This is a genomic window from Lysinibacillus sp. NPDC093197, assembly GCF_044754025.1.
Lineage (GTDB): Bacteria > Bacillota > Bacilli > Bacillales_A > Planococcaceae > Lysinibacillus.
This window is the reverse complement of the sequence record NZ_JBIVOH010000001.1, coordinates 96,237-120,569: the sequence shown is the minus strand read 5'-3', so window position 1 is coordinate 120,569 and position 24,333 is coordinate 96,237. Positions and strand designations below refer to the sequence as shown.

The following is a 24,333-nucleotide window of genomic DNA, read 5'->3' as shown; positions in this document are numbered from 1 at the left end:
CATTTAAAGGGAGGAATATATGTGAAATCTACTATTTTAACCTTTTTATCAGCTTTTACAATATTTTCTATTGTATTTACTGTCGCAGCTTCAGGGAATGATAGTCAATTACAAAATATGCATAAAACTACAAACCCAAATATTTTTTATGATACGGAAACCCTTAAATACTTTGATATAAGAGAAAATGGTTATATCGACGAGATATACAGGGTTGAAGGCGGAAAAGTAGTTGAATCTATTTCTGTTGAAGAGTTTATTCTAATGGAGGAAAATGAAAAAAATGAATTTCAATATGCTCAAGACTCTTTCCCGACAATTTCCCCGTTGGCTGTTACTTGGAGCCATATTTACAATGAATTTAGCAACTACGAAACAAGAATATTCGGGAAGCGCGCTAGCATAATTCAGGAAAATCCAGGACCTGGTTCTGATACATTTACTCTCTCCTATGAATACAGAAACTTTTTCTACTAGTACAAGCCTTACTCATTTGCAACTTCGATCAATAGAGAATGGAGTTTCATATACTTTTTCAAACTCTAGAAGTATCAATTCTTCACACACAATGACAATAGAACCTGGCTATTCAGGGTATTGGCGATTTGATCCAAAAGTAAGAAAATCAATAGGTAAAATACGAAACTTGCTTCATGGACAATTTATATCAGAAACTTCCGTTACAACAATGTATCCTACCCATGTAAATGGTCAATTAGATGGGTGGTTGGTTGCTGTGAAAACTAAACTGTAAATAAAAAGCCTTTATAAGGCTTTTTTATTTTAAGATGAGAACTATGAATACAAAGCACTATTTTTTGTTATTAAATAAAAACAAAAACTACCCTTAAAAGGTTCTGTTTAAATAATGATTATCCCTCAGCAGTTTTGCTCAAAGATTCTCTAGCTACTCGATACATCATCTCTATCCCGTATTGCAATTCTTCTCGTGATGCATAAGCATATGAAAGTCGGATATGCTGGTTATCTTGAGCATCATAAATATAACCCGGATTGATGAGGATATTTAACTGCAATAGCTTCATAAAAAATGATTTATCAACAATCGGTGCGTGAAATTTTAACCAAATATAGAAACCTCCATTTGGTTGTTCCCAGCTCGCACAGTCTTTAAATTTTTCATTTAATAATTTTTCAACAAAGTTTGCCCGCTGCTGGAGCTCTTGTCGTAACACTTTAATATGGCGTTCATACTTTCCTGATTGCAGCCAGTGCAACACAATTTCCTGTGAAATGGCACTAGAACCATAGTCAGTTTGCATTTTAATATCTGCTAATCGTTCAATTACTGTTATTGGTCCGATTAACCAGCCAATGCGTAGTCCAGGACTGAGTGTTTTGGAAACACTGCCAATGTATAAAACTTGCCCACTATCATCCATTGATTTAATTGCTGAAGATTCCTCTTGAAAAAGTAATTCATGATAGACATCATCCTCAATAATAGGAATACGAGATTGTTTGCATGCCTCGTAGAGTTGCCTTTTTTCTTGCGAAGTCCACACTTCTCCAGTTGGATTATTTAATGTAGGTACCGCATAAAAAACAGCCTGTCTTTTTCTTTTCTTGTGCATTAATGATTGGGCGAGCTGTTCATCACGATCGATTGCCATCATTTGCATGCCGACAGATTGGAATGGATGAACTGAATTTAAATAGGACGTTTTTTCTTGAAATACGATAGACCCCTGCTCTAGCAAACCAATCGCAATGAGCTGCAACGCTTGTAGTGCACCAGAAACGATACAAACATTTTCAGGTTCAGCCTGTATGCCTCTTTTTTGTACATATTGGCAAATGGCTTCGCGCAGACGCTTATTGCCTTGAGGAGATGAATACCCTAAAGCTTTCGGCTGTAGGGATAACTCCTTTAAGGATGCCTCCATTTCGCTCGTTGGCAAAAGGCTTGGTGCAAGCTCTCCAGTTCCTAAGCGAATAATATCATCCCTTTGTTCATATTCGTTGATCAATTGAATGGTATGATAGTTTGGCTTGTGAAGACTTGTTTCAATATAAGTTTGCCAATTCGGTTGTCTTAGTTTAATTAAGGAATGCCAGGAAGAGTTCGCAACATAAATCCCTGAGCCTACTGTCGTTTCCAGTATGCCCGCTGCTTTTAATTCTTCTAGTGCTTGCTGAACAGTACTTCTGTTCACCCCTAGTTGCATCGCAAGCTGCCTTTGCGTAGGTAACTTCGTACCGGCAACCAAATCCCCTCGCTCAATGCGCTCTGTTGCCCATGCTACAATTTGTTGCTGTAAAGTCCTATCCCCATGTCTGGTTGGTTGCCAATTCATATTTTCACCTCATAAATTGGGTGGGTGAAATACCATCCAATTGGTCGTTTTCTTTTAGTTATAACATAGGTAGAATTAGTATGGAAAGGAGGGATTGTCTTTGGAGGCGTTTTTACATGGGATGCTATTAGCATTCGGACTTATATTACCGTTAGGTGTGCAAAATGTCTTCGTTTTTTCACAAGGCGCTACGCAACAACGTTTCATACTTGCCGTACCAGCTGCTATTACGGCAGCTCTTTGCGATACTTTATTGATTTTGCTTGCTGTTTTTGGGTTATCCGTTATTGTCTTGCAATTTGAATGGCTACGTATCGCTTTAATGTGCGTTGGTATCGTGTTTCTGTTGTACATCGGCTATAGTATTTGGCGCTCGACAGCAACCACTAGCGAAAAGAGCGAAGCAATGCCTGTCAAAAAACAAATTGTATTTGCGCTGTCTGTTTCGTTATTAAATCCACATGCTATTTTAGATACAATCGGCGTAATTGGCACAAGTGCATTAAAATATAATGGTACAGAACAAGTACTCTTTACTGCTGCATGTGTACTTATTTCATGGCTATGGTTTTTCGGTCTTACACTAGCAGGTGCATCTTTTAAAAAGCTCGATAGCTCTGGCAAGCTGATGAACATCTTCAATAAATGCTCAGCAATCTTTATTTGGGCAACCGCTATTTATTTACTTAGTGGTTTACTTTAATCTGGTACATAGTTTAGAGATACATTTTATAATAAATAGTTGCTGTAGTTGCATTGATATAACAACGTTTTTGTTTTATATACGTTTTAATGAGCATAACTTTTAATAAAGTTATTCACAATTTCAATGATGATTGCTCCAAGTCTCCTTTTATTCTTCTTTAATTTTCATCAAGACCACCCGTATGGAGTGGTCTTAATGTTTCAAAAATCTTCAATTTATAGTCATCTTTCTATAATTTTTAAATGAGTTTCTATCCTAGTAATAGCTATTCTGTATAGTCAGCTTCTTAATGCATATTTCCCCTTTGTGCTCACGTTATTAATAAAATAGCTATAGCTCTAGCGAGTGCTAACAAAAGAATTTTTTATTTTAATGAATCAAAAAAACCCAATTTCAAAATTAAATTGGGTTTTTCTTTTGTTAAATTTCTATAAAAAATCATTGGGACAAACATTAGCTTCATTTATCATTTCGATTTTACACTCTCTGTTAAGGCTAAAGCTCGATAAGTCATTACTTCCTACCGTTAGTATAGTTAATAATAGCAATGACATTTGAATTGATAATAAATATAATACAATCGCCAGACGTGCTAGAATCTCTGCACAATAGATGTGGTTTATATTTGCGCGAGACCTATTTCTATTTAATTTTGTTTCCTACCACAAGTGAAGATAAAAAATCTGAAATTAATTCATTACTATCAATAATATCTATCTTCAAAAGATTTCTATAAGAAACTATATATTGAATTGAAACGTTTATTTTGGCAATCATGAAAACCTCATATGTGGTGTAAGCTTTGTGAAAATCACCTCTATTTTATTTAAAAATATCTGGTTGTATATACTAACGATTTCTAATATATGAAAAATTGGAAAACCAAAAATGAAAATAAATTTCTTTTACTTTATTTCTTCAACAGCATTAATAAAAGCCTAGTATTTATTATTTTTCTACATTTAGAGGATACTATCCACTCTTTTCATGTAAATATCTAGTTTTAAAATATTAGAATTTTTTCAATACTCTGATTCATTATTATAAACTTAATTTATCATAAGGGAGGAGGATATAGAAATGAGCAAATTACAACCTATTTCGTCAGAAGAATTAGTAAAGTTTGAAGAAGTTCGTATCCTGACTGAAGGTCTAAGAATAATAACATTCGCTTAGTCCCCAAGAAGCACCCACTTCAAGCGTTAAGAATTGTTAGGTTTAGCTAGGTGGTGAGTAGTTTACAAAGTAAAGATGACAAGCCAGTAATCATTCGCCTAGGGGGGCTATTATGTTTAAAAATCATAATTTTGTTTTACTGTTTTTCTCTCGTTTTTTTAGTGTATTTGCGGATGCTATGTTATTTATAATTCTATTATCTATGTTGGGCAATTTTGGTATTCGCGCTATCGGACTTTCTATTTTCTTTATATTTTCTACACTCCCAGCAATTATATTTTCTTTGCCAGCAGGGGCAATTATTGAAAGAAAATACCTTCAAAAAGTCATGAGTTTTACTGATATAATACGATTTGTTTTAGTTGGATGTCTAGCAATAATTAACGCGATTCATTTAACACCTACTATAATTTATATATTTATCTTTGCCATTGTCCTGTGTAATATATTTTACATCCCGGCCAATTCGTCTCTATTGCCCAAAATTGTTAAGACGGAATATTTAGCGAATGCAAATAGCTATATCCAAATCACAATGCTCTTTGCAAAAATAGGTTCTTATAGCGTGGGGGCCTGGTTGATTAAAAGTGGATTGAGTTATTCTAGTTTGCTACTTATCATAGGCTCATTTTACATTATTTCGATGATTATGATTTTAGCAGTAAAGCCATATCACAAAAATTTATCAAACAACGAACCGAAAACTATCATACAAGACGTAAAAGCTGGATTAGCTTATATTAAAGTAAATAAATTATATAGTAAGCTGTTTCAAATATTTGGTGCTGCATGGTTAGTTGGTTCATCAGTGGATCTTTATTTAATATCGTATTTAGTGGAAATATTGGAACGACCACATGAAGATTTATATATAATTACCACATATAGTTTGATTGGAATTGGTTTAGGATCTTTAATATCACCTTACTTATACAAACGAATTAATCCTAAAATAGGGCTTTATGCTTCAAGTCTATTCTTTGGTATTATTATCGCTTTATTTTCATTGAAATTACCACTATCGGTATTGTTAATAGGATTACTTATCGGTGGATTTGCACAAGGTTTATTTTTAATTTTTTTAAATACGTATTTACAAAGCAATGTAGAAGAGAAATATCTTTCACGAGTATACAGCTTATACCATTTCGTTTACACTGGAGTAAGCTTGCCAGGATATCTACTTTTCGGATACTTTATTGATCGTATCGGCATAATTAATACAGGTTTTATTATTGCAGCCTATTTAATACTAATTGCTTTAGTAACGATTTTCTACTTACCCTCTTTACGAGATAAAAAGGAAATCTTAGAAGAAAGGCATTCTTAAAAAAATCCAGCTATCTGATTTTTATTGATAGCTGGCTATTATATTTTTATTGGTTTTTAAGCTTTTTTATATATGATTGTAAGTATTCTTCATAATTTAGAGCATGATTCAAGGATTCAACCTTATGTAATATATCTATTGATTCTTGAGCAAGTTCAAGACCTTGTTTATATTTTGTATGCATTTTGAATATACCGAAGTAAAAATTTAGAATTGTTTTTTCTAAAATAAAGGTTTCAGGTATATTTTGATTTTTTAATTCATATAAGTATGCTTCAGTTTCTTTCAACTTATTATGCTCAAGACATGTTCTAATTGTATTAAAATAGATATCAAATAAATTACGCTTGTAACTTAACATGTTTTTGAAATACATACTCTTTTTTATGACTTCTGAGGATAGCATAATTACAGTATCTATAGCCAATAAATGTAATGTATTTCCATAAAGAATTATTTCATATTCTCCCCAGACTTCTACTTGCCATAAATAATCAACGAGTATTTCTAAATTTTCTTGTTTAACTTTGTTGTTAGTAAGGTCCGAAATAATTGCTTCGATCATGATGCTGTTTAATTTATATGACAATACATTAGTTAATTCGAATTTAAAAATTTCATCATTTCTTAACTTATTTAAAAACTTTAAATCTCCACGTAAATAAGCTTCCTTCATGTTTATAATTAATTCTTCAAAATGCCCTACTTTAAATTCATTATGGATATAGATAAATTCTTCAAAACTTACATTAATTCGATTAAGTAACAATAATAACTTAGAAACAGTTATGCCCGTTTCATCTCTTTCAAATTTAGATAAATGAGAAACAGACATTATATCTTTTGCTGTATTATTAAGACTATAACCTTTGTGTAACCGTAACTTGCGAAAAGTATGACCTAAGTTATCCATAAAAATCACCTTTATCATATATTAAAATAGAAATTATTGTTCAAATTGCCTCCCATTTTGTGCTTTATAAATTTCATCTTATATTGCTAGAATAAGTTCTGATTTTGCGTCTCAATCTCAATATATCCCTTAATTAAAATTTTCAGAAAAAAGATGATATTATTTTTAAAACCTTTATTTTCTTTTTTTCGTTAACTACATTTAGGGTAAGGTGGTGTTATCTTGAAAAAAGACATAATAAAAGTGGTATTAGTTTTTAGTATTGGTTCGATTTTAGTACTATTGGTTCCTTTTCTATTTTAGTATTTCTGTTTGACAAAGACGAAACAACAAGAAGCATATTATTTTACGCTTCTAAGTGAACTTGACAGGTAAAATGCCATTTCCAGAGCAAAATTATAAACAGTCCTAAACAATTTAACATTTGGGAAATTCTATCTTAAATTATAATTGTAAAATGCATCGACCATTTTAAGTAAACGATCATTTATTCTATGCGTCACCATTATAATTGTTAAATCACTTGTGCTAAATAAAAAATATTCTATTTTTTCGGCAGTTTCAGGGTCCAGGTTGGCTGTAATTTCGTATAAAAGTAGAATGTTTTTATTTCTCAATAAAGCCCTAGACAATGCAATTCTCAATTTGACCACCAGATAAAGGAATGATCTAGATTATAATCATAAACATGTTTAATAATCATAAGTCCTCCAAATTTATATATGTCCTATGGGCTAACATGCTGATTTTTTCATTAAATAATTTATCAGCGTAGATTAACGGTTCTCTCATTTCTGCGACAATAAACTTTACTCTATCAGTTTGAATAGAATTAATATTATCATATAAATTTTTTAAGGCTTCTTGGGAATCATCACTTATTACAATCACATTTTTAAGATTCGATAAATTGGTTTTCTTAGTTGTTTGTTCTCTAACTAACCAGATGTAATCATCATTTGTATAGTTGTACTTGTTTTCTTTTAATTGGCTCATAGAAGTCAGTAAAAATTTAATATTCCCTGCCAATGAATAATATATTTCTGATTGTTTATCACTTATAGTTTTCTTTAGGGTAGATTCAATATTATCTTTAGATATGATTCCATGCCTGATAATTTTATAGTTTTCATAAGATGACATATCTAAAATAGTTGATTCGATTCCGATACTTGGTTTTCCTCCATCCAAAAAGAATATGTCTGTTTGCGGAAAATAACTCTTAGTTTTCTCGATATTGGTGGAAGCTAATAGACCTGAAATATTTGCAGAAGTACCTGATATAGGAGCTCCAAAATTCTCAATAACTTTCAAAGTCAAACTGTTATCAGGCATTCTAAACCCTATGTTCTTTTCCTCACTGATCGATTTTAAAATAAATGTTATAGGACCTGGCCAAAAATATTCCATTAGAAGCCTAGTATCTTCTGAAATATAAGCTAATTTACTTACCATATCAATACTAGAGACATTTAAAACAAGAGGCTTATGTATAGGTCTATTTTTGATTTTATAAAGTTTTTTTAACCCTTCAATATTTTGAGAATCCACTCCAATTCCGTAAACTGTTTCTGTAGGATAAATTAATAAATCCCCTTTTTTCAACGCAGATATAGATTTTTCAATAAGGGCTTCCTCGTTCATCCTATATTCACCCCGTATATATAATCTTGATTTACATTTAGTTTTGTAAGGTAATCTCGACTTCCTTATCAAACAATTTCGCCTGAATGACATTTTCTCCTGATTGCACTTCCCCGAACAAAATGATGAATATCTTCAATAAATGTTCAGCAATCTTTATTTTGGGAACCACTATTTATTTACTGAGTGGTTTACTTTAATCTGGTACATATTTTAGATTTCATTGTTTTAACAACGTTTTGAGATTTATGAATTACGGTTTATTGAGCATAGCTATTAATGTAGTTATTCATATTTACAATGTTGGTCTCTCCAAGTTGCCTATTATGCTTCTTTAAATTTCAATAAGACCCCCCAGATTTGGAATGGTCTTATTTTTCAAAATCCTTTAAAAGGTATATGGCGCTGTATAGTTTGCAAAATAATGAAGTTACTTTGTGGGTGGACCTGATAAATAGTGAAATTAGGAGTCGTCGTATTTTAGCAGTTAGTTTTAACCAATAGGTTCATCCATGGTTGGTTTTCGCCTCTACACATTCCATAAAACACAGATATAGCGGAGCGAAGGGGCGGATAACCATACAATTACCAAACAGTCTGACCATAAATCGCAGTTACTCATTACCTACTATTTATCAAAATCTAGAAGTAACTTTCGAAATTTTATGATATTGAATCATGTAAAAGATTTAATAAATTATATGTATTAATCTCTTGGAGATTAATACAATTCGCATTTTCATCTTTTGCTTTATAACTTTTCTTTAAGTAATAGTTAATTATTTCAATACTTGGCTTTTCACCGTTCAACTCTAAAAAATAACTAATGAAAAGTGCAATTGTTCCACTAAAATGTGCACAAGAAATACTTGTTCCATAACTTATAGTATAGCCCTGCGGGAGGCCCAAATTTTTTCTTAAAGGATCTATGTTTTTTAAATGTTTTGGATAGGTTGTAATGATAACTTGCGTGGGATCATTAGTATCAAAAAACCATTCCCCTCCCGGAGCAAGCAAGCATTTATCACTGTAATTTGAATATGTTGAGAGTTCACCTAATTTATTGCTAGCTGCAACTATGTAAACACTGGGGTTAAACCCTAACATATGTAATTCTGGGTGGACATCTAAATTAATTTTAGTGTTACCTGCAGAAGTAATAATTAATATATTTTTATTAGTGGCCTCTTCTATCAATTGATTAATAATATTCAGTAAATTGTTATCATTAGTTTTTATAAACATTGAAAGACTTATATTTATTACATCTACATTACAACTTATTGCATATTTAAATGCTTGTAAGAAGAGTCTTAATTTAAACTTTTTATTATCCGTTATTTTGCAAATAATCAAAGAAATATTGGGGGCTAAACCCGTTAAAATCCCATTTCCACAAATAATTCCAGCAACCATAGTTCCATGACCATCGTAGTCCATTATATTTGTATGTTCACCTACAAAACTTCTTGAATTTTGAAAGTCTATGTTAGAAAGTAGATTTTCATGAGTATAGTCTATTCCACTATCGATAATAGCCACTTTAATTTCAGAACTTCCTATTGAAAAATTATAAACTTCCCCATTTTTTGTTAATTTAGAAATACTCCATTGGTATTTAAATAGTGTACTTTTATCAGACATTATTCGTCTCAAAAAAGAGTTGTATTTTACGGGAAAGTTCTTGCTTTTCCTCTCGATTTCTTATATTTGCGTTTAAAATTAGCCTGGATAGTTCTGAGTTTTCCTCGAATATTCGCTTGTTTTTGTCATATAAATCCTTTATTTCTGGATTATCTTTTGACAACTTGTCAACTCTTATATTTATTTTCCTTTGTGGAGTTCCATACCCCAATGCTACATATGCATTTATTATCAAATCAACGATTAAATCAAAGATTATAAACATATACTAACACTCACCTCATAATTAGTTATAATAACGTTTGTCATTACTAGTTCTAGACGTACTTCTTATTTCAGTGGCTCGTTAAAAGATTTAATTTAAGTGTTGTCATATGGGCATCCTCTTATAAATTGTTAATAGCTTGAGTTTCTACAAATAAAGCATATTTTTTATGAGTTTCTAATAATTCTTGATGTAATCCAATTCCTGTTATTTCCCCATTATCTAAGAATATAATCTGATCTGCATTTTTAATGGTAGATAATCTATGGGCAATTACTATAGTGGTTCTACTTTTCATCAATTTCTTTAAAGCATCTTGTACTAATTGTTCGCTTTCACTATCAAGACTAGCTGTTGCTTCATCTAATAAAAGAAGATTTGGATCACGTAAAAAAGCCCTACCAATAGCAATTCTTTGTCTTTGCCCACCAGATAGTTTTATACCCCTTTCACCTACAAGAGTATTAAAGCCATCTGGAAAATTTTTTATAAATTCATATGCATTTGCAAGTTTAGCATACTGTATTATTTTTTTATCATCTACATCATCTACTCCATACATTAAATTTTCTTTAATAGTGCCATTTATCATAGCGCTTTCTTGCATAACATAACCAATAACATTACGCCATTCTTTTAATCCATAGTCTGAAATAGAAACTCCACCATAATAAATAGCACCTACTTGTGGTTCATACATACGTTCTATTAAATAAAAGAGTGAAGATTTTCCTGATCCTGAAGGTCCGACTATAGCTGTAGTTTTATTTTCAGGAATCGTAATATTTAAATTTTTTAATACATTAACTTTTCCATCGTAACTGAAGCTTAAATTTTTAATTAATAAGTTAGAATCTACATCATTTATTGGGATGTTTGAGTTATATATTGCTTCTTGGGGCATAATGTATATTTCATACAATCTCTCTGTAGATCCTATAGTTTTTTTATAATCAGTATAAAATGAGGATAAAGATGCTATAGGAGTTATTAATTGAATTAAGTAAAAGAGTATAGCAACAAATGTACCTGCAGAAATTTCCCCATTAGATACTCTCAAACCACCATACCCTATTATTATTAATAGCATTAGCATCATTGTACCTGTTACAATTGGCGATACGATTGCTTGAATTTTGGCTTCCTTTAAATTCAAATTAAATAGTTCAAATAATTTTCTTTCCCCATTTTTAAACTCTTTCGTTTCAGCACTATAACTTTTGACAAGCCTTATCTCAGTAAGTACCCGATTTAAAAAACCAATAAAATTAGCAGTTTCATTTTGCAAATTGAGAGATATTTTATAAGTGAGGTTCCCTATAGGTAATATTACAAATAAAGTAACTGGAATAATTGATAACATTGCTAATGTTAGTTTCCAATCTAATACAATTAACATTGTTACTGAACCAATAATGATGATAATTTGCGAAAGTAAGTTAGGGATTTTCTCTGAAATAAAACTATTCATATTTTCAATATCATCTGTTAATCTACTTATTGTTTGTCCGCTGTCGTTACTATCAAAATAGGAAATTGGGAGTCCCAAAACATGATTCCACATTTTACTTCTAATACAATATATTGCATTATCTCCTATATATTTCAGCATATAAAAAGAAACTCCACTTAGAATGGAGTTAACAATAAAAAATACAATTAAATATACAACCCAGCTCCATTTAATATTATCAATTGAAAAGTCATCAATTATAGTTTTTGTGATAATTGGGAGTACTAAATTTATTAAAGAGGAAAGTATAGATAAAGTAATACTAATAATAATTATTTTCTTTGGCCAATTAACTAATTTAAGTAAGACTATTAGGTGATTTTTTTTCAATTTTTTAATGTCCCTTCTCTTAATTGCTCATTAAAAAAAGACTTTCCCATTTGGTAAAAGATTTTCTTTTGATGTAATATAAAAGAACTAGGTATATGCCAGAATTCCCAGTTAGCAGCCCAGTCTTATTAAATTTGTATTTTTCATTATTAAATGCTTCTATATCTTTAAAGCCAAATTTTGATTTTTCATCATATCTTTTAATAAGTTCTTCGATAAAAAAACTTTCCATTTCTTCGAAGATTGGAAGTTTTGTATCTTCATTCATCATTATTATTAAATGTAATAATCCTGCTATTCCATGACAATAGCTAGGGGATATTAAATTATAATCGTTTTTATGTGTATTTACAGTGTTAAAGAATTCCAAAGAAAACTCTTTTAAATAGCTATTGTTTAAGGCTGTCCCTGATTTCCATATAGTTCTAGCTATAGACAAGTCCCCATAACACCAACTAAAGTTAAGATAATCCGATTTCAAAGATTTATGATTAAAATATTTTTCTAACGGGATCTTTTTTTCCCAATAAGATGTATCTTCATTTTTAGTTAAATTATTAATTAGCCAATCAGTTACAAAGTATATTGCTTTTTCCACCTCTTTTTTATTTGAACAAACATCTAAAGAAAAGGTCAATACTGCAAGAACTCCTGTAATACCATGAGATATACCTACATTAAAATTTCCTTGAGGAAATGCTTCTACTTCACTCTCAATAAATTGATTTTTTTGAGGAATGTACCAATTAGGTATTTCAAGATGTTTGAAACTATGATTTCCGCACAATTGAATTAAATATCCTATAGATTCATTAAAGAGAATTTCAAAATCTTCATCATATTTTTTTGCTTCTAATAAGTAGACGACAATTCCGGATATCCCCTCTATTAAATCGTAATCGGGCATATGAACATCATGATTATTTAGATTTAGTTTTACTATTTTAAGCTTTTCTTTTATTAGTTTTTTAAGAAAAATGTTACATTCTTTAAGTAGGCTAACATACCTTGTATTATTTTTTGAAACAGCTTGAATTGCCATACATATTCCTGTTAGACCAGTCCATAATCCTGGATTTTCAACCTTAGAAATTTTCTCCCTATTAATACCTAATTTTAGAATTTCGTGTGAATAAGAGGAAAAATTCTTTTCAGGGAAAATATTATCCATCTCACCAAGCAATAAACAGTTGCTTAACAAACCTTGATTTAAATCGTAATAACTAAAATTATAAAACCATTCTTGAATTATTTGAGGAAACTTTTTTGAGTCATTCGATATATATGTTATTAATTCTTGTAGATTTCCAAAGTGATTAGCATAATCAATTGCTTTTTCTTCTATATTCGATTTATTTAGCATAATTAATCACCTTTTCTTATCTTTCATATAATCCTCTTTTTTCATGAAATATAGGAAGTTCATTATTCTTTGTTCACGTTCTGAATTTATACCATATCTGTTCAAGTGCATATGCAAAAATGATAAAACAATTTGATTGAAATATTCTTTATTAGAGTGAATTTGTATATACTTATTCGAATAATTTTGTATTAGTTTATTTAAATCTTTAATTTCGCTTGATACAGTAAAATTAATTTCCTTAACAACCTCAAAGTATTTACTTTTATTTTCTTTAAATAGTTTACGATAATCTTTATAATATTTTTTATCGATATTCATATTCTTCTCTAACCAATTGAAACTACACTCCTTACCTAAATAAGACTTCAACAAAATATCTAGTGTTATTAATGAATAATACTCCAATTCAGTTTTAGATTTTTTAATAGCAGGTAATAAATTCAATATCAACAGACTATCTTTGCAAAAAATATTTTCAGCATATTTTATTAAATATTGCCCTCCATATCTTTCAATTTCACGATTATATCCATCAAATGTTGCATTTATGATTAATTTTTTTCTCCGAAGTATACTAATCATTTCATTAATTCTTTCAATTATTATTAATAGTTGATTTCCCACTTTAATTCTAAGTCTTATATGTGGATATGGATCAGCATATCTAATGAAATAAAAATGGTTTTCCAGTTTATTTCTTTGAATAAAACCTGGAATATAATAAATAAGTAGATCATTATCAATATTATTATGGTGATATAATTTTAAGTATAACCACTCCTTTCCTAAATCTTTAAATCTATTCTCTTTTGAATAGTAAGAAAGTGGACGTTGATTAAATAATTGAGGTTTATTAATATTATCGAAAAATGAACTGCAAATAATTTCATTTACATAATAGGTATGTTTATCAGATAAAATACTTGTATTCATCATCTCATCTGCATCAATAAATTGAAAAAATTTCTTTTTTGATAATTCATTAATGAATAACTCAAACATACTTTCTGAGTGCGTGTCTATAAATAAATAATTATCAAAATCAATAATTTTGATATATCTAGATACTTTATAAGTAGTGAAAAAATTTTTTACCAGTTTTGAAAGAGTTTGCATGTCTTTATACGCTTCTTTTCTTACATCTATATTCCATAATTTGTTTTGTATAACTAAATTCCCGCTCTTCAACTTTGGTAGGTATGGGAGCTCCTCAAATTCCCCCCAATTAAAGGGGATAATTGCTGCTCTCTTATAAGCAGCTAAATCTAACAAAAATCTATATATATTAGGCATTTCAAATTGGTGATTTGCCATATGCGAAGTTATAGGGAATACTAATTTATCCTTTGATTTTGAAATTAAGTGAAATTGCACTCCATCACTAAAAATATAGATATCATCAATTTCAATAGCGTTTTTAGAGGAATTTGTAGTAGAAGCAATCGAAACTTCATAATTAAATTTATTGGAAGCACTCATTACATTAGTGTATTTTCCCTTAATTGGTTGAATATTAATATTTGTCAATTCCTCGTTAAATTGAATATTACTCTCTCTATCATATATTTCTGTATTAATAACTTCTTGTTGTACAGGAAATATATCAAGAAATCTACCCATAGTTTTACCTGCGAATGGGGAAGCAATATTACCAGAAGGGTAAATTGTATAGTTATTATTGCTAAGCTCTTCACTAGATTCAGCGTATATTGAAAAATATAAGTCTAGGCTAGTAGAAGGAATATCTTTAATATCCAGAAGGCTATTATTAAGATATTCTGTTATATCTAATTCGTTATCTCCTTTTATTAAAGATTGATATAAAATCTGTTTTAAAAAGGAATTATTATCTTCTTTTTTTTGTTTGTGATAATCGTATTCTAACAAACCTACAGGATTTGTATATGTAGGTGGAGGACCTAGCTCCGTTTTATCCTCTAACAAATCTTTTACCGATACGGCATTATATACTCCATAATAATCAATGAATTTCCTTTGATAGTAGTCCATGTAGTCTCTGTTTGAATCGGTTATGCTGGATAATTTAATGATAGTTTTACTGAGTTTTTCCAAATCCTTTTTCAGAGAATTATTTAACACAACTTCTTGAGGATAATAAGAATCTATATGTATATATTCAGTAGCTTCTTCAATTTTTTTCATGAAATTTTCTATTGAATTTAAACTTCCATAGTTAAAATTCAAATTATTCAGCGAATTTATTTTAGTCATTATTCTGGTTATAATATCCGAATAATAATGATTCCCATTTTCTAATTTTACTAGCTTTTCATGTAAATAATGTATAGGATCATCTATTGAATTCGAAAATTTTAACTCAGATATCAAAAAATCCTTTTTTATTAGCTCTAGAATATAATCAAGTGCCTTAGATTCTAAAATCTCATTATTAGTTGCTTCATTTAAAATTTTTAAGAAGTCACTAACCTTATTCTCTTCTTCAAAATTGCTGAGTACGAAATTAAGCAGATTATTTTTTTTAAGTGATACTTCTTCTACTAAATGATTATCTTTATTAGCACCATCTGTAAAATAGCTTAGATGATATTTGTCTGAGATTTCTATCAATAACTTATTACTTTTAAGTACCAAGTTTTTTAAGATTTCTCGATCATTTTCAACCTTTGAAATAAATTTATAAATCCACTCGTGACTAATTCTAATTTTATACTTTTGTTTACTTGTATCTAATGTTATAGAATTATTACTGTCTTCTTTAAATACACCCATACCGACGTTAGAAAAGGTACTAAAAGGAGTAGGGCGAGAAAACATTCTTATATAATATTTCAATAAAGAAAAGTAGATGCTTTTTATGTCTTTTGCTTCTTTCTTATATAAATCAATACATGCTTCATATAATTGAGGACTAGCTGTTCTAATTGCCGTTTTAAATTTTTCATTACTAAGCATTTTGTTTATTCGTTCTTTTTTCTCAAGATTTTCTTTATCAAAGAAATAAATCATTTCAATGGCATCTAGGCCTAAGCTTGGAAATCGATACATAAAGTTTTTTAATATATATGGATTTTCCTGTTTCATAAGCTCACACTCTCTATTTTTTAGTATTAAGAGGATAGTGTAACCGTCAACCCCAATTGAACATTTTTGTACATTAACTCTGAACACTTTTTACTCGTTAAAAATCTTATTGCTAATGCTTCAATCGATGACTTTCATTGTCCATATAAATAATTCAACTCATGTAACAACCAATCTAAAATGGCTGTCACCATCCCTTGATTGCCCATCAATTCAGTCCATTCCTTTCGATGTTAAAATGAGCGAACTTTGCTAAGATAAGTTGGAAGACTAACCTTGCCTCTTGTTAATTTAAGGCCCTATACATCATTTTGTCATTAAATATTAGGATAGTAACCTTCGATGTAAAAGGGCAATCCAATGACACCATATATTTCTTGTGTGATTGAGCCCGTTTGCCCCTAATCAACCTAAATTTGTTTACTAATGGTTGTTAATCTACTTCCTCGAACTCTCTTGCATTCTCAACTTTAATCAATTTGATAAATTTCCCTAATTTCAATACATTTGGTCTTACGGTACATTCACCAACATAGACATTTGGAAAATGATCCTGTAGCCAATCGAATACTTTCTCACCACTTAATATCTACTCATGCAGCCAATTAATAATCCAATCTTGATAGGAATTTAGCTTCTTTATTTCAAACTGCATGACTAAATATACTTATAGCTTCTTCAAATGACATCTCTAAATATTTATAGACGGTTTTACGTGAAATCTTAAAGCGTTTTGAGATTTGAGCAATTCTAAATCTCCGCTCCCGTAATTGATGTATCCTCAATTGTATAACCCAAGCTTCTCCTCCATTAGTACAGCCTCATATAAATTGATATTTCCATTTTATAGGCTTTGAATTTATTCAGCAAAACTGTTAGGTTCATTTTAACGTTTACAGATAGCTTGAATTAATTATATTAAATAATAATTTCACTACCCACAGAAAATTGTACAAGCACCAGTGCAATTACAAGTACAAGAAACTTTACAAGTCACTTTAGTTACAATTGTTCTTATAGGAGTAACAGTATTAAGATCCCCATCCATTTCCATAGAACTATTATCCACTTCGAAATCTAAATTAAAATCATTTTCATTAAAGTTTAAGGTTTTTTCCACAATACATTCCTCCATTTAATATTTCTTCTTAATAGTTGGACGTTTAATCAACGTTTCGCCACACGCTGTTATATCGGCTTTATCAAGCTCGTTCAAAATTGGAAGAACTGTTTGAACATCTCTGAATGAACCGAAATAATAAACCGGACGCGTAGCACGAAATTTAGATTTATAGGAAAGGACTAGCCCATTCCTATAAATCTACATCCAAATAAAAGCCTCTAACAAATTAATTGGAATACAAAAGTGAAGAACCACCTAAAAAGTAATTCACAGAAAATTATTTACATTTTACTCCACCTCCCCTCTTAAAAATAAAATTTGAAAATGAATATTATTTTTACAATTAGTATAAAATGCCTTTTGCAAGATGAAAAGTATATATTTTTTGAATATTTCGTGAACTAAAATGATATTATTTGTAGGAGGAGACATCTTGAAAACGATTAATTATTTAAATCCTAAAGTGGCAAGCTATCTATGTATCGGTGGAATATTTATAGTCTTAGGTTTTTCTCAAGGTTTAATCTTCTTTCTAATAGGGGCAATTTTATGCGTTATTATTTCGAATAAAAATAATAAGAAAAGCCGATTAAAAGGTTTTAGCGCTTCTTTTAATCGACTTTTCCAAAACTATATATTAGAAATTAAAAGTAATCTCGATTTCCTTATCAAACAATTTCGCCTGAATCACATTTTCTCCTGTTTTCACTTCCCCGAATAAAATGTCATTTAACAATACATTAGCTTTCAATAATGCAGTATAGTGTTGGATGATTCTCTTCGTTTCAGCATCTGCAGAGATTGAAATCGAAATATATTGTTCAACAGGTAATTGCCATTTTTTTCGTGTATCTTGGATCGTACGTATTAACTCTCTTATTTGCCCTTCCTGAAGTAAGTCATTCGTTAGTTGGGTATTCAGTAAGACACGACATCCATTCTCTTCTGCCAATACATAATGCTCCTTGATGACGGATTCTTTTAACACATGTGATTTTAACAAAGTAAGTTGTTGATGATCAATATCTATTGCAATTGCACCTGTTAACTGTAGTGCCTTTTGCTCTGCTTCACTTAATCGCGTAACATAATCTTTTACTTTATGCACTTGTGATCCAAATGCTGCACCAGCTGTTTTGTAGTTTAGTTTGTAGTGAATGGTTTCATAAGCAGTAAAGTCCTGTGTCCACTTACATTCCTTCACATTTAATTCATCTCGAATAATATCATTATACTGAGCATAATCTTCCACTTCTCCAACTACTGACATCACCATTTCCTTTAATGGCTGCTTCACTTTAAGTCCTTCACTATTACGAATACTTCGACCAAGTTCAACTACTGCAAGAACATTTGCCATTTGTTGTTCAAGATGTTGGTCTAGTATTTTTGCATCGTACTTCGGATAGTCTTGTAAATGGACACTTTCACCACATAAACTTCTGTATACATCTTCTGCAAGAAAAGGCGTAAATGGTGCAAGCAGTTTACTTACAGTTGTCAGCACTTCGTACAATGTACTGAAGGCACCACGTTTATCGTCTGATAAACCGTTTGCCCAAAAACGAGTGCGTGACCGACGTATATACCAATTGCTTAGCTCTTCAACAAGTTTGCCAATTTCCCTTGTAGCTTGTGTCATTTGAAAATCATCCATATATTTTGTCACAAGCTGAATCGTATGGTGTAACCGGGATTTTATCCAATTATCTAATTTCGTCCGTTTACCAGTTTTTTTAGCATCGTATTGAAAGCCATCTATATCCGCATACAACTGATAAAATTTAAATGTATTATCGAATGTATCAACGAGTTTGGACTTTGCCTCCATCACAATTTTCTTAGAAAACCGCTTCGAATTCCAAGGTGAACTATCCACTAAAAATGCCCATCGTAAAGCATCCGCACCATACTGTTGGATTAATTCAACTGGCTCTAATGCATTGCCTTTACTTTTCGACATTTTTTGTCCGTGCTCATCTAATACATGGCCTAAGGACAACACATTTTTGTATGGCGCTTTCTCTGTAAATAATGTGGATACTGCTAATAAACTGTAGAAAAAACCGCGTGTCTGGTCGATGCCTTCTATGACAACATCTGCAGGAAATTGATTGGAAAATGCATCAACATTATCAAATGGATAATGATGCTGAGCGAACGGCATTGAGCCACTATCGAACCATACATCAATCACTTCAGGTGTACGTTGCATATCCCCTTGACATGATGGACAACTACAAATTACGTCATCGATATATGGTTTGTGCAGTTCCATGTTTTCGTCCAATGCTTCTTTTGCTAGTTTATTTAGCGCAGCAATACTATTTGGCGCTTCTTCATGACCACATGTCTCACAAATCCATATATTTAACGGTGTACCCCAGTAGCGATTTCTGCTAATGTTCCAGTCTACGATGTTTTCTAAGAAATTGCCAAAACGTCCGTGTTTAATATGGTCAGGATACCATGTTACTTGTTCATTATTTTGTAGTATTTGATCTTTTAATGCCGACATTTTGATAAACCAGCTATCTGTTGCATAGTAAAGTAGCGGTGAATCACAGCGCCAGCAATAAGGATAGCTATGTTCATATTTTTCTTTAGCAAACAGCAGCCCTTTTTCCGCAAGCATTTTGATGATATCGACATCGCAGTCTTTGACGAACTTACCTGTAAGCTCCGGCACTTCTTCTGTATAGCAACCTTTGACATCCACCACATTGACAAAAGAAAGCTGATGTTGTTGCACAGTTTTATAGTCATCTTCGCCATATGCCGGAGCAGTATGCACAATGCCCGTTCCACTTTGATCCGTAACATAGTCTGCTAATACGACAACATGGCCTTTTTCAACTGTTACATATGAAAATGGCGGTTGATAGGCAACACCTGCAAAGTCTTGACCTAAATGCTCACTTAACACTTCAACAGGTGCAGAAAATACTTTATCAACAAGTGTTTTAGCAAGGATATAAATGGTATTGTCATGTTTTACCCTTACGTATGTGATATGTGGATTCATGGCCAACGCTACATTGGCAGGCAATGTCCATGGCGTCGTCGTCCAACCAAGAAAATATTCGTCCTTGTCTTTTCGTTTAAACATCGCTGTTACCGATAAATCTTTTACATCCTTATAACCTTGTGCTACTTCATGAGAGCTTAAAGACGTTTGGCAACTTGGGCAATAAGGGGACACACGATGCCCTTTATATAAAAGCCTTTCCTGATGCACATGACTTAAAATATGCCATACAGATTCTATATACTCATTACTTAACGTTAGATAAGGATCATCCAAGTCAATCCAATAGCCTAATTGTTCGGTAAACGTACGCCATTTCTTTTCGTACGTAAAAACACTACCTTTACATTCCTTAATAAATTGTTCTACACCATAGTTTTCAATTTCTTGTTTACCGGATATCCCTAATTTTTTCTCCACACCTAATTCTACAGGTAACCCATGTGTATCCCAACCAGCTTTTCGTTCAACGTAGAAACCTTGCATTGTTTTATAACGTGCCACCACATCTTTAATCGTTCTGCCAAAAGCGTGACCGACGTGTGGTAAGCCATTTGCTGTAGGTGGTCCTTCGTAAAATACAAAGGGCTTACTAACAGAACGATTTTTAACGGATGCTTGAAACGTTCTCTCTTCCTCCCATATTTTACGAACTCTTTTTTCTCTCTCTACAGTTGTCTCTTTGTTTTTTTCGACTTGCATGCAATCTCCTCCTATACAGTAGTGTATAAAAGGCATACAAAAAACCCCGTCCCAAGTAAGGGACGGGGTTAACCGCGAATACCACCCTAATTCTATTGAAAACCGCTCAATAGCACTCAGCAACGTACAATCATACGTGTTCTTTTTAACGGTAGACACCCGAATTAGCTTACTCATTTCAGCTAATCTTCTCAGAGAGGATCTTCATGAAACATTTGCACACCGACTTCCACCATACTGTCGGCTCTCTGTAGAACAAAATGCAACATTACTCTTTCTCATCAACGAATTTGTATGCTTTTATTGTCACTCATCTTAACAAACTGCCATTTACTTGTCAATATTCAGACAATCTACGACGCTTTGATGAAGTACCGCATATTGAGGATTGTCAGTTGTTTTAATATAAAAACTTTTTAATAATGTTTTCCAGTTAAATCGTACTATTCGATAGTGCTGTACATCAAGCTGTTCCTTTTGAGCAGCCAACGTTGCCATCGTTTCATTTAATAATGCGATAACTTCTTGCTGCTGCAAACCTTGTTCCAGCATTGTGAAAATAGGTACTAATAGCCTTTCATCCTCATCATGAATGAATGCATAATTTGTTTGCAACATCATGTTCCATAAAGGACGTAAAATATCCATAAAAGAAGCTTTCTTGAATTTCGGGCTTTTCACTAATTCATCTACAGCGTCTGACGCATGTGCCACACTATGAGCCCACCCTTTTACAGGTATATAGCCTCTTACATCTTTTTCAGCCAATAAATAAGTGCTGAACCTATTTGTCAGTTCCTCGATTTTGTGCACTTCTATAAAATCAGCTTCATTATCTTTTGCTAATATTAGTGCGATTAGTAACAAAGTAAACGTTCTAGTAAAAACTGAATCTGAATTATCTTCTCCAATGCCTTCACATAATAAAACAGTTAAACAGTAGTCCAACGTGTCGCTTAATATAGCATGATCTAATAAATTTCTTTCTAAAATCATTGTATAGAAGGAACCGTAGATTAAACCGTCTCGCAGTTCGCTATCTACCGAACCAATATGTGCAAGCATTGACTGAATGAGTATTTGTTGATCTGCTTGTTGCCAGGCATTACTGTCATTTAGGAATGCTTGAAGTTCACGTTTCAAATCAACTTCACTTAATAATTTTTCATGTAATATCATATGTAATCATTTCTCCTTTTGTTTTCAACTTCTTTAGTCTTGATTTAAATGCCATAATTTTTCCAATGAGATGTCCGCTAATTTATAGCCATACTTCTCAACTAGCAAACGATCAATAGCGATTTCTGGTTGCTCGATATAAAATTTTGTTATTACATCACAATGCGCAAGTACTAAATGCTCTGTTAATTGCTTTGCCAAATCCGCTAATGGCTCAATATACTCGTCTTGGACATTTTTCTCAGAAAAAATACTTACTGATACATAATTAGTTCGTAGTTCGTCTTCATCAATGATAAAATCAGCTGTATCCAATTCTTCCACAGCAGCCTTTCTTCTTTCATCCACGATAACCAAGCTGTAATGGACTCGTTGAATACGTATTGTCCAGGCTTCTAAATCTGTTAACCTTAATGTCCGTTCGAAATAATCAATCAATGATAAAGCTCCTTTTTCATTTTTATACAGTAACTTACAATAATTGTACCTTAATCCAAATGAAAAAACAGCTTATACTTGTAAGCTGTTTTAGGGGTTCCTATTCTGAAATTTCGATTTCATCCAAATTCGCAACAAAATCGTATTGATTTAATTGTGTTTGTAAACTATAGGTGACATTGACGTTTTGACCGATTGTAATTTTCTGTTGTACCTCAAGAAGAGGAAACCATACGCCATTTGTATGCTTGTTAATCATTTCTTCATTTGATAATCGGCCAATCTCCTCTTGTAATGCACCTGTAACAACTAAAAATCGGTCTTCCTCCATAGCAACAACTGTCCCATATTTGTATTGTGTAGACATGTTAGGTTTAGACACGTTGTATTTGTTTTCTAAATAAGCAATTTGTTGGCCATATTTAGCAGTGAAATAATCCATCGCTTCTTTTTTCACTGCAAAGTAAGCATGCAATTGGTAACTATTTTCGTATTTTCGGTAATATTCCTTCATTAGTTCTGCTTGGGCAAACCATTTAAGTGCATTTGCTTTGTAATATTTATCGAAAAATTCATCTAATGTTAGATTGAGCCTTGTTAAACCGTCTTTAAATACTGCACTCTCTTTATATGACTTTACTAATTTTTCTCTTTCCGCTTGCATCTGTTTAGCAATTGCCTTTTCGCTAAATTTGATGTTTTTACTTTCTGCATAGACATAATAAGCATCCAATTCGAATAATGTTTGAAAAGTCATATTAATAGATTCTTGGCTTTCATTTGCATCAATTGCTTCTTGAAGAACCATATCATATATTTTTTCATCTAATATTGGTACAGCATTTGCAGATAACTTGTCCACGTTGTTGACTTGTGCATATACAAATAAGCCTATACATACTGTCAGAATCAAGGTAAACATACTATACTGCCACCGTCTAGATTGTTTGGGTATTGCGCGTTGTTCTATCTTCCCCACTACATTTGTCATGACACGATTTTTACTAGCTTGTAAGTCTTTTAAAGCTTCTACTTCGTATTTACTCATGTAGCAACACCTCCCATTCAATATGCTGTAGCTTTGGCTTTAATAATTCACGTCCCCTACGTAGCCTTGTTTTCACTGTACTTTCAGGAATACTTAGAAGCTTGCCAATCTCCGCAATGGGCATTTCCTCAAAGTAAAAGTAACTGAGTACCTCCCGTTGCTTTAATGGTAGTGCGAATATGGCAGTTTCAATTAATGTTTGCTCATCTTGCTGTACGAGCATGTCCCTTTTCTCAATCGTTTGCTTAGCGAAAATTTTCTGTTGCACTTGTACTTTTCGATAGCTCCAACTGCGTAAATAATCTTTACTTTTGTTAATGACAAGCCTCGATAAATACGCCTTTAGCTCTCCGCGCTCTTCATATTCATGTTGATTGTCGTAAAACTTAATAAAGACATCTTGTACAATATCCTCTGCTTCCTGTAAATCTTTTACATAATAATAAGCAAGACGAATAAGTCGTTCCGTATGTAGCTCCATTATTTCTTCTAGTTCCTTTACTAGCAACGTCTCGCCTCCCTTCTCTACCTTATAAACGGTGCTCAA

Annotated in this window: 17 protein-coding genes and 1 other annotated feature; of the genes, 3 read left to right on the top strand and 14 right to left on the bottom strand. The window is 31.7% G+C overall.

The features are described from left to right. The first annotated feature begins 21 nt into the window (after positions 1-21). Positions 22-477 carry a hypothetical protein gene (locus ACIP9G_RS00610; protein ID WP_401016603.1) on the top strand — a complete coding sequence of 152 codons (456 nt, stop codon included), beginning with the start codon at positions 22-24 and terminating at the stop codon, positions 475-477. Between the two features lie 395 nt (positions 478-872). Here the strand turns inward: ACIP9G_RS00610 and ACIP9G_RS00605 are convergent, their stop codons facing one another. Beyond that, positions 873-2,318, bottom strand: a complete 1,446-nt coding sequence (locus tag ACIP9G_RS00605) for an aminotransferase-like domain-containing protein (protein ID WP_401016602.1) — start codon at positions 2,316-2,318, stop codon at positions 873-875. A 100-nt stretch (positions 2,319-2,418) separates the two neighbouring features. Here ACIP9G_RS00605 and ACIP9G_RS00600 point away from each other — a divergent pair, with 100 nt between their 5' ends. Both ACIP9G_RS00600 and ACIP9G_RS00595 read left to right on the top strand, forming a co-directional pair. After that, entirely contained in the window at positions 2,419-3,021 is a 603-nt protein-coding gene (locus tag ACIP9G_RS00600; protein WP_401016600.1) for a LysE/ArgO family amino acid transporter, read from the top strand. A 1,291-nt stretch (positions 3,022-4,312) separates the two neighbouring features. Beyond that, the gene (locus ACIP9G_RS00595; RefSeq protein ID WP_401016598.1) at positions 4,313-5,530 is read left to right on the top strand and encodes an MFS transporter; all 1,218 of its coding nucleotides are present in this window, start codon (positions 4,313-4,315) and stop codon (positions 5,528-5,530) included. Between the two features lie 46 nt (positions 5,531-5,576). On the opposite strand, the gene ACIP9G_RS00590 is transcribed toward ACIP9G_RS00595, so the two are convergent. The 13 genes from ACIP9G_RS00590 to ACIP9G_RS00530 form a co-directional block, all read right to left on the bottom strand. Continuing rightward, the gene (locus ACIP9G_RS00590; RefSeq protein WP_401016597.1) at positions 5,577-6,443 is read right to left on the bottom strand and encodes a helix-turn-helix domain-containing protein; all 867 of its coding nucleotides are present in this window, start codon (positions 6,441-6,443) and stop codon (positions 5,577-5,579) included. Between the two features lie 699 nt (positions 6,444-7,142). Then, positions 7,143-8,087 carry an L-threonylcarbamoyladenylate synthase gene (locus tag ACIP9G_RS00585; RefSeq protein WP_401016595.1) on the bottom strand — a complete coding sequence of 315 codons (945 nt, stop codon included), beginning with the start codon at positions 8,085-8,087 and terminating at the stop codon, positions 7,143-7,145. 663 nt (positions 8,088-8,750) lie between these two features. Continuing rightward, positions 8,751-9,731 carry a S8 family peptidase gene (locus ACIP9G_RS00580; protein ID WP_401016593.1) on the bottom strand — a complete coding sequence of 327 codons (981 nt, stop codon included), beginning with the start codon at positions 9,729-9,731 and terminating at the stop codon, positions 8,751-8,753. A gap of 386 nt (positions 9,732-10,117) precedes the next feature. Then, on the bottom strand, positions 10,118-11,839 hold the full coding sequence (locus ACIP9G_RS00575; protein WP_401016591.1) for an ABC transporter ATP-binding protein: 1,722 nt from the start codon (positions 11,837-11,839) through the stop codon (positions 10,118-10,120). Positions 11,840-11,858: 19 nt separating this feature from the next. Continuing rightward, positions 11,859-13,202: a lanthionine synthetase C family protein gene (locus tag ACIP9G_RS00570; protein WP_401016590.1), complete on the bottom strand. Its 1,344-nt coding sequence runs from the start codon at positions 13,200-13,202 to the stop codon at positions 11,859-11,861. Positions 13,203-13,208: 6 nt separating this feature from the next. Continuing rightward, positions 13,209-16,268 carry a lantibiotic dehydratase gene (locus ACIP9G_RS00565; RefSeq protein ID WP_401016589.1) on the bottom strand — a complete coding sequence of 1,020 codons (3,060 nt, stop codon included), beginning with the start codon at positions 16,266-16,268 and terminating at the stop codon, positions 13,209-13,211. A gap of 644 nt (positions 16,269-16,912) precedes the next feature. Further along, positions 16,913-17,053, bottom strand: coding sequence for a helix-turn-helix domain-containing protein (locus ACIP9G_RS00560; RefSeq protein WP_401016587.1), 141 nt, complete (start codon positions 17,051-17,053; stop codon positions 16,913-16,915). Positions 17,054-17,202: 149 nt separating this feature from the next. Beyond that, positions 17,203-17,388 (bottom strand): FDLD family class I lanthipeptide, encoded by a 186-nt coding sequence (locus ACIP9G_RS00555; protein WP_401016585.1) that lies wholly within the window; start codon positions 17,386-17,388, stop codon positions 17,203-17,205. A gap of 640 nt (positions 17,389-18,028) precedes the next feature. Then, positions 18,029-21,121, bottom strand: coding sequence for an isoleucine--tRNA ligase (ileS, locus tag ACIP9G_RS00550; protein WP_401016583.1), 3,093 nt, complete (start codon positions 21,119-21,121; stop codon positions 18,029-18,031). A 55-nt stretch (positions 21,122-21,176) separates the two neighbouring features. Further along, positions 21,177-21,415, bottom strand: a binding site (T-box leader). Between the two features lie 36 nt (positions 21,416-21,451). Next, the gene (locus ACIP9G_RS00545) at positions 21,452-22,300 is read right to left on the bottom strand and encodes a DUF2785 domain-containing protein (protein WP_401016581.1); all 849 of its coding nucleotides are present in this window, start codon (positions 22,298-22,300) and stop codon (positions 21,452-21,454) included. 33 nt (positions 22,301-22,333) lie between these two features. After that, on the bottom strand, positions 22,334-22,738 hold the full coding sequence (locus ACIP9G_RS00540; protein ID WP_401016579.1) for a hypothetical protein: 405 nt from the start codon (positions 22,736-22,738) through the stop codon (positions 22,334-22,336). 100 nt (positions 22,739-22,838) lie between these two features. Beyond that, positions 22,839-23,786 carry a DUF3221 domain-containing protein gene (locus ACIP9G_RS00535; RefSeq protein ID WP_401016577.1) on the bottom strand — a complete coding sequence of 316 codons (948 nt, stop codon included), beginning with the start codon at positions 23,784-23,786 and terminating at the stop codon, positions 22,839-22,841. Next, positions 23,779-24,294, bottom strand: coding sequence for a sigma-70 family RNA polymerase sigma factor (locus ACIP9G_RS00530; protein WP_401016575.1), 516 nt, complete (start codon positions 24,292-24,294; stop codon positions 23,779-23,781). Before ACIP9G_RS00530 ends, ACIP9G_RS00535 begins: the two co-directional genes overlap by 8 nt. Positions 24,295-24,333: the final 39 nt, after the last annotated feature.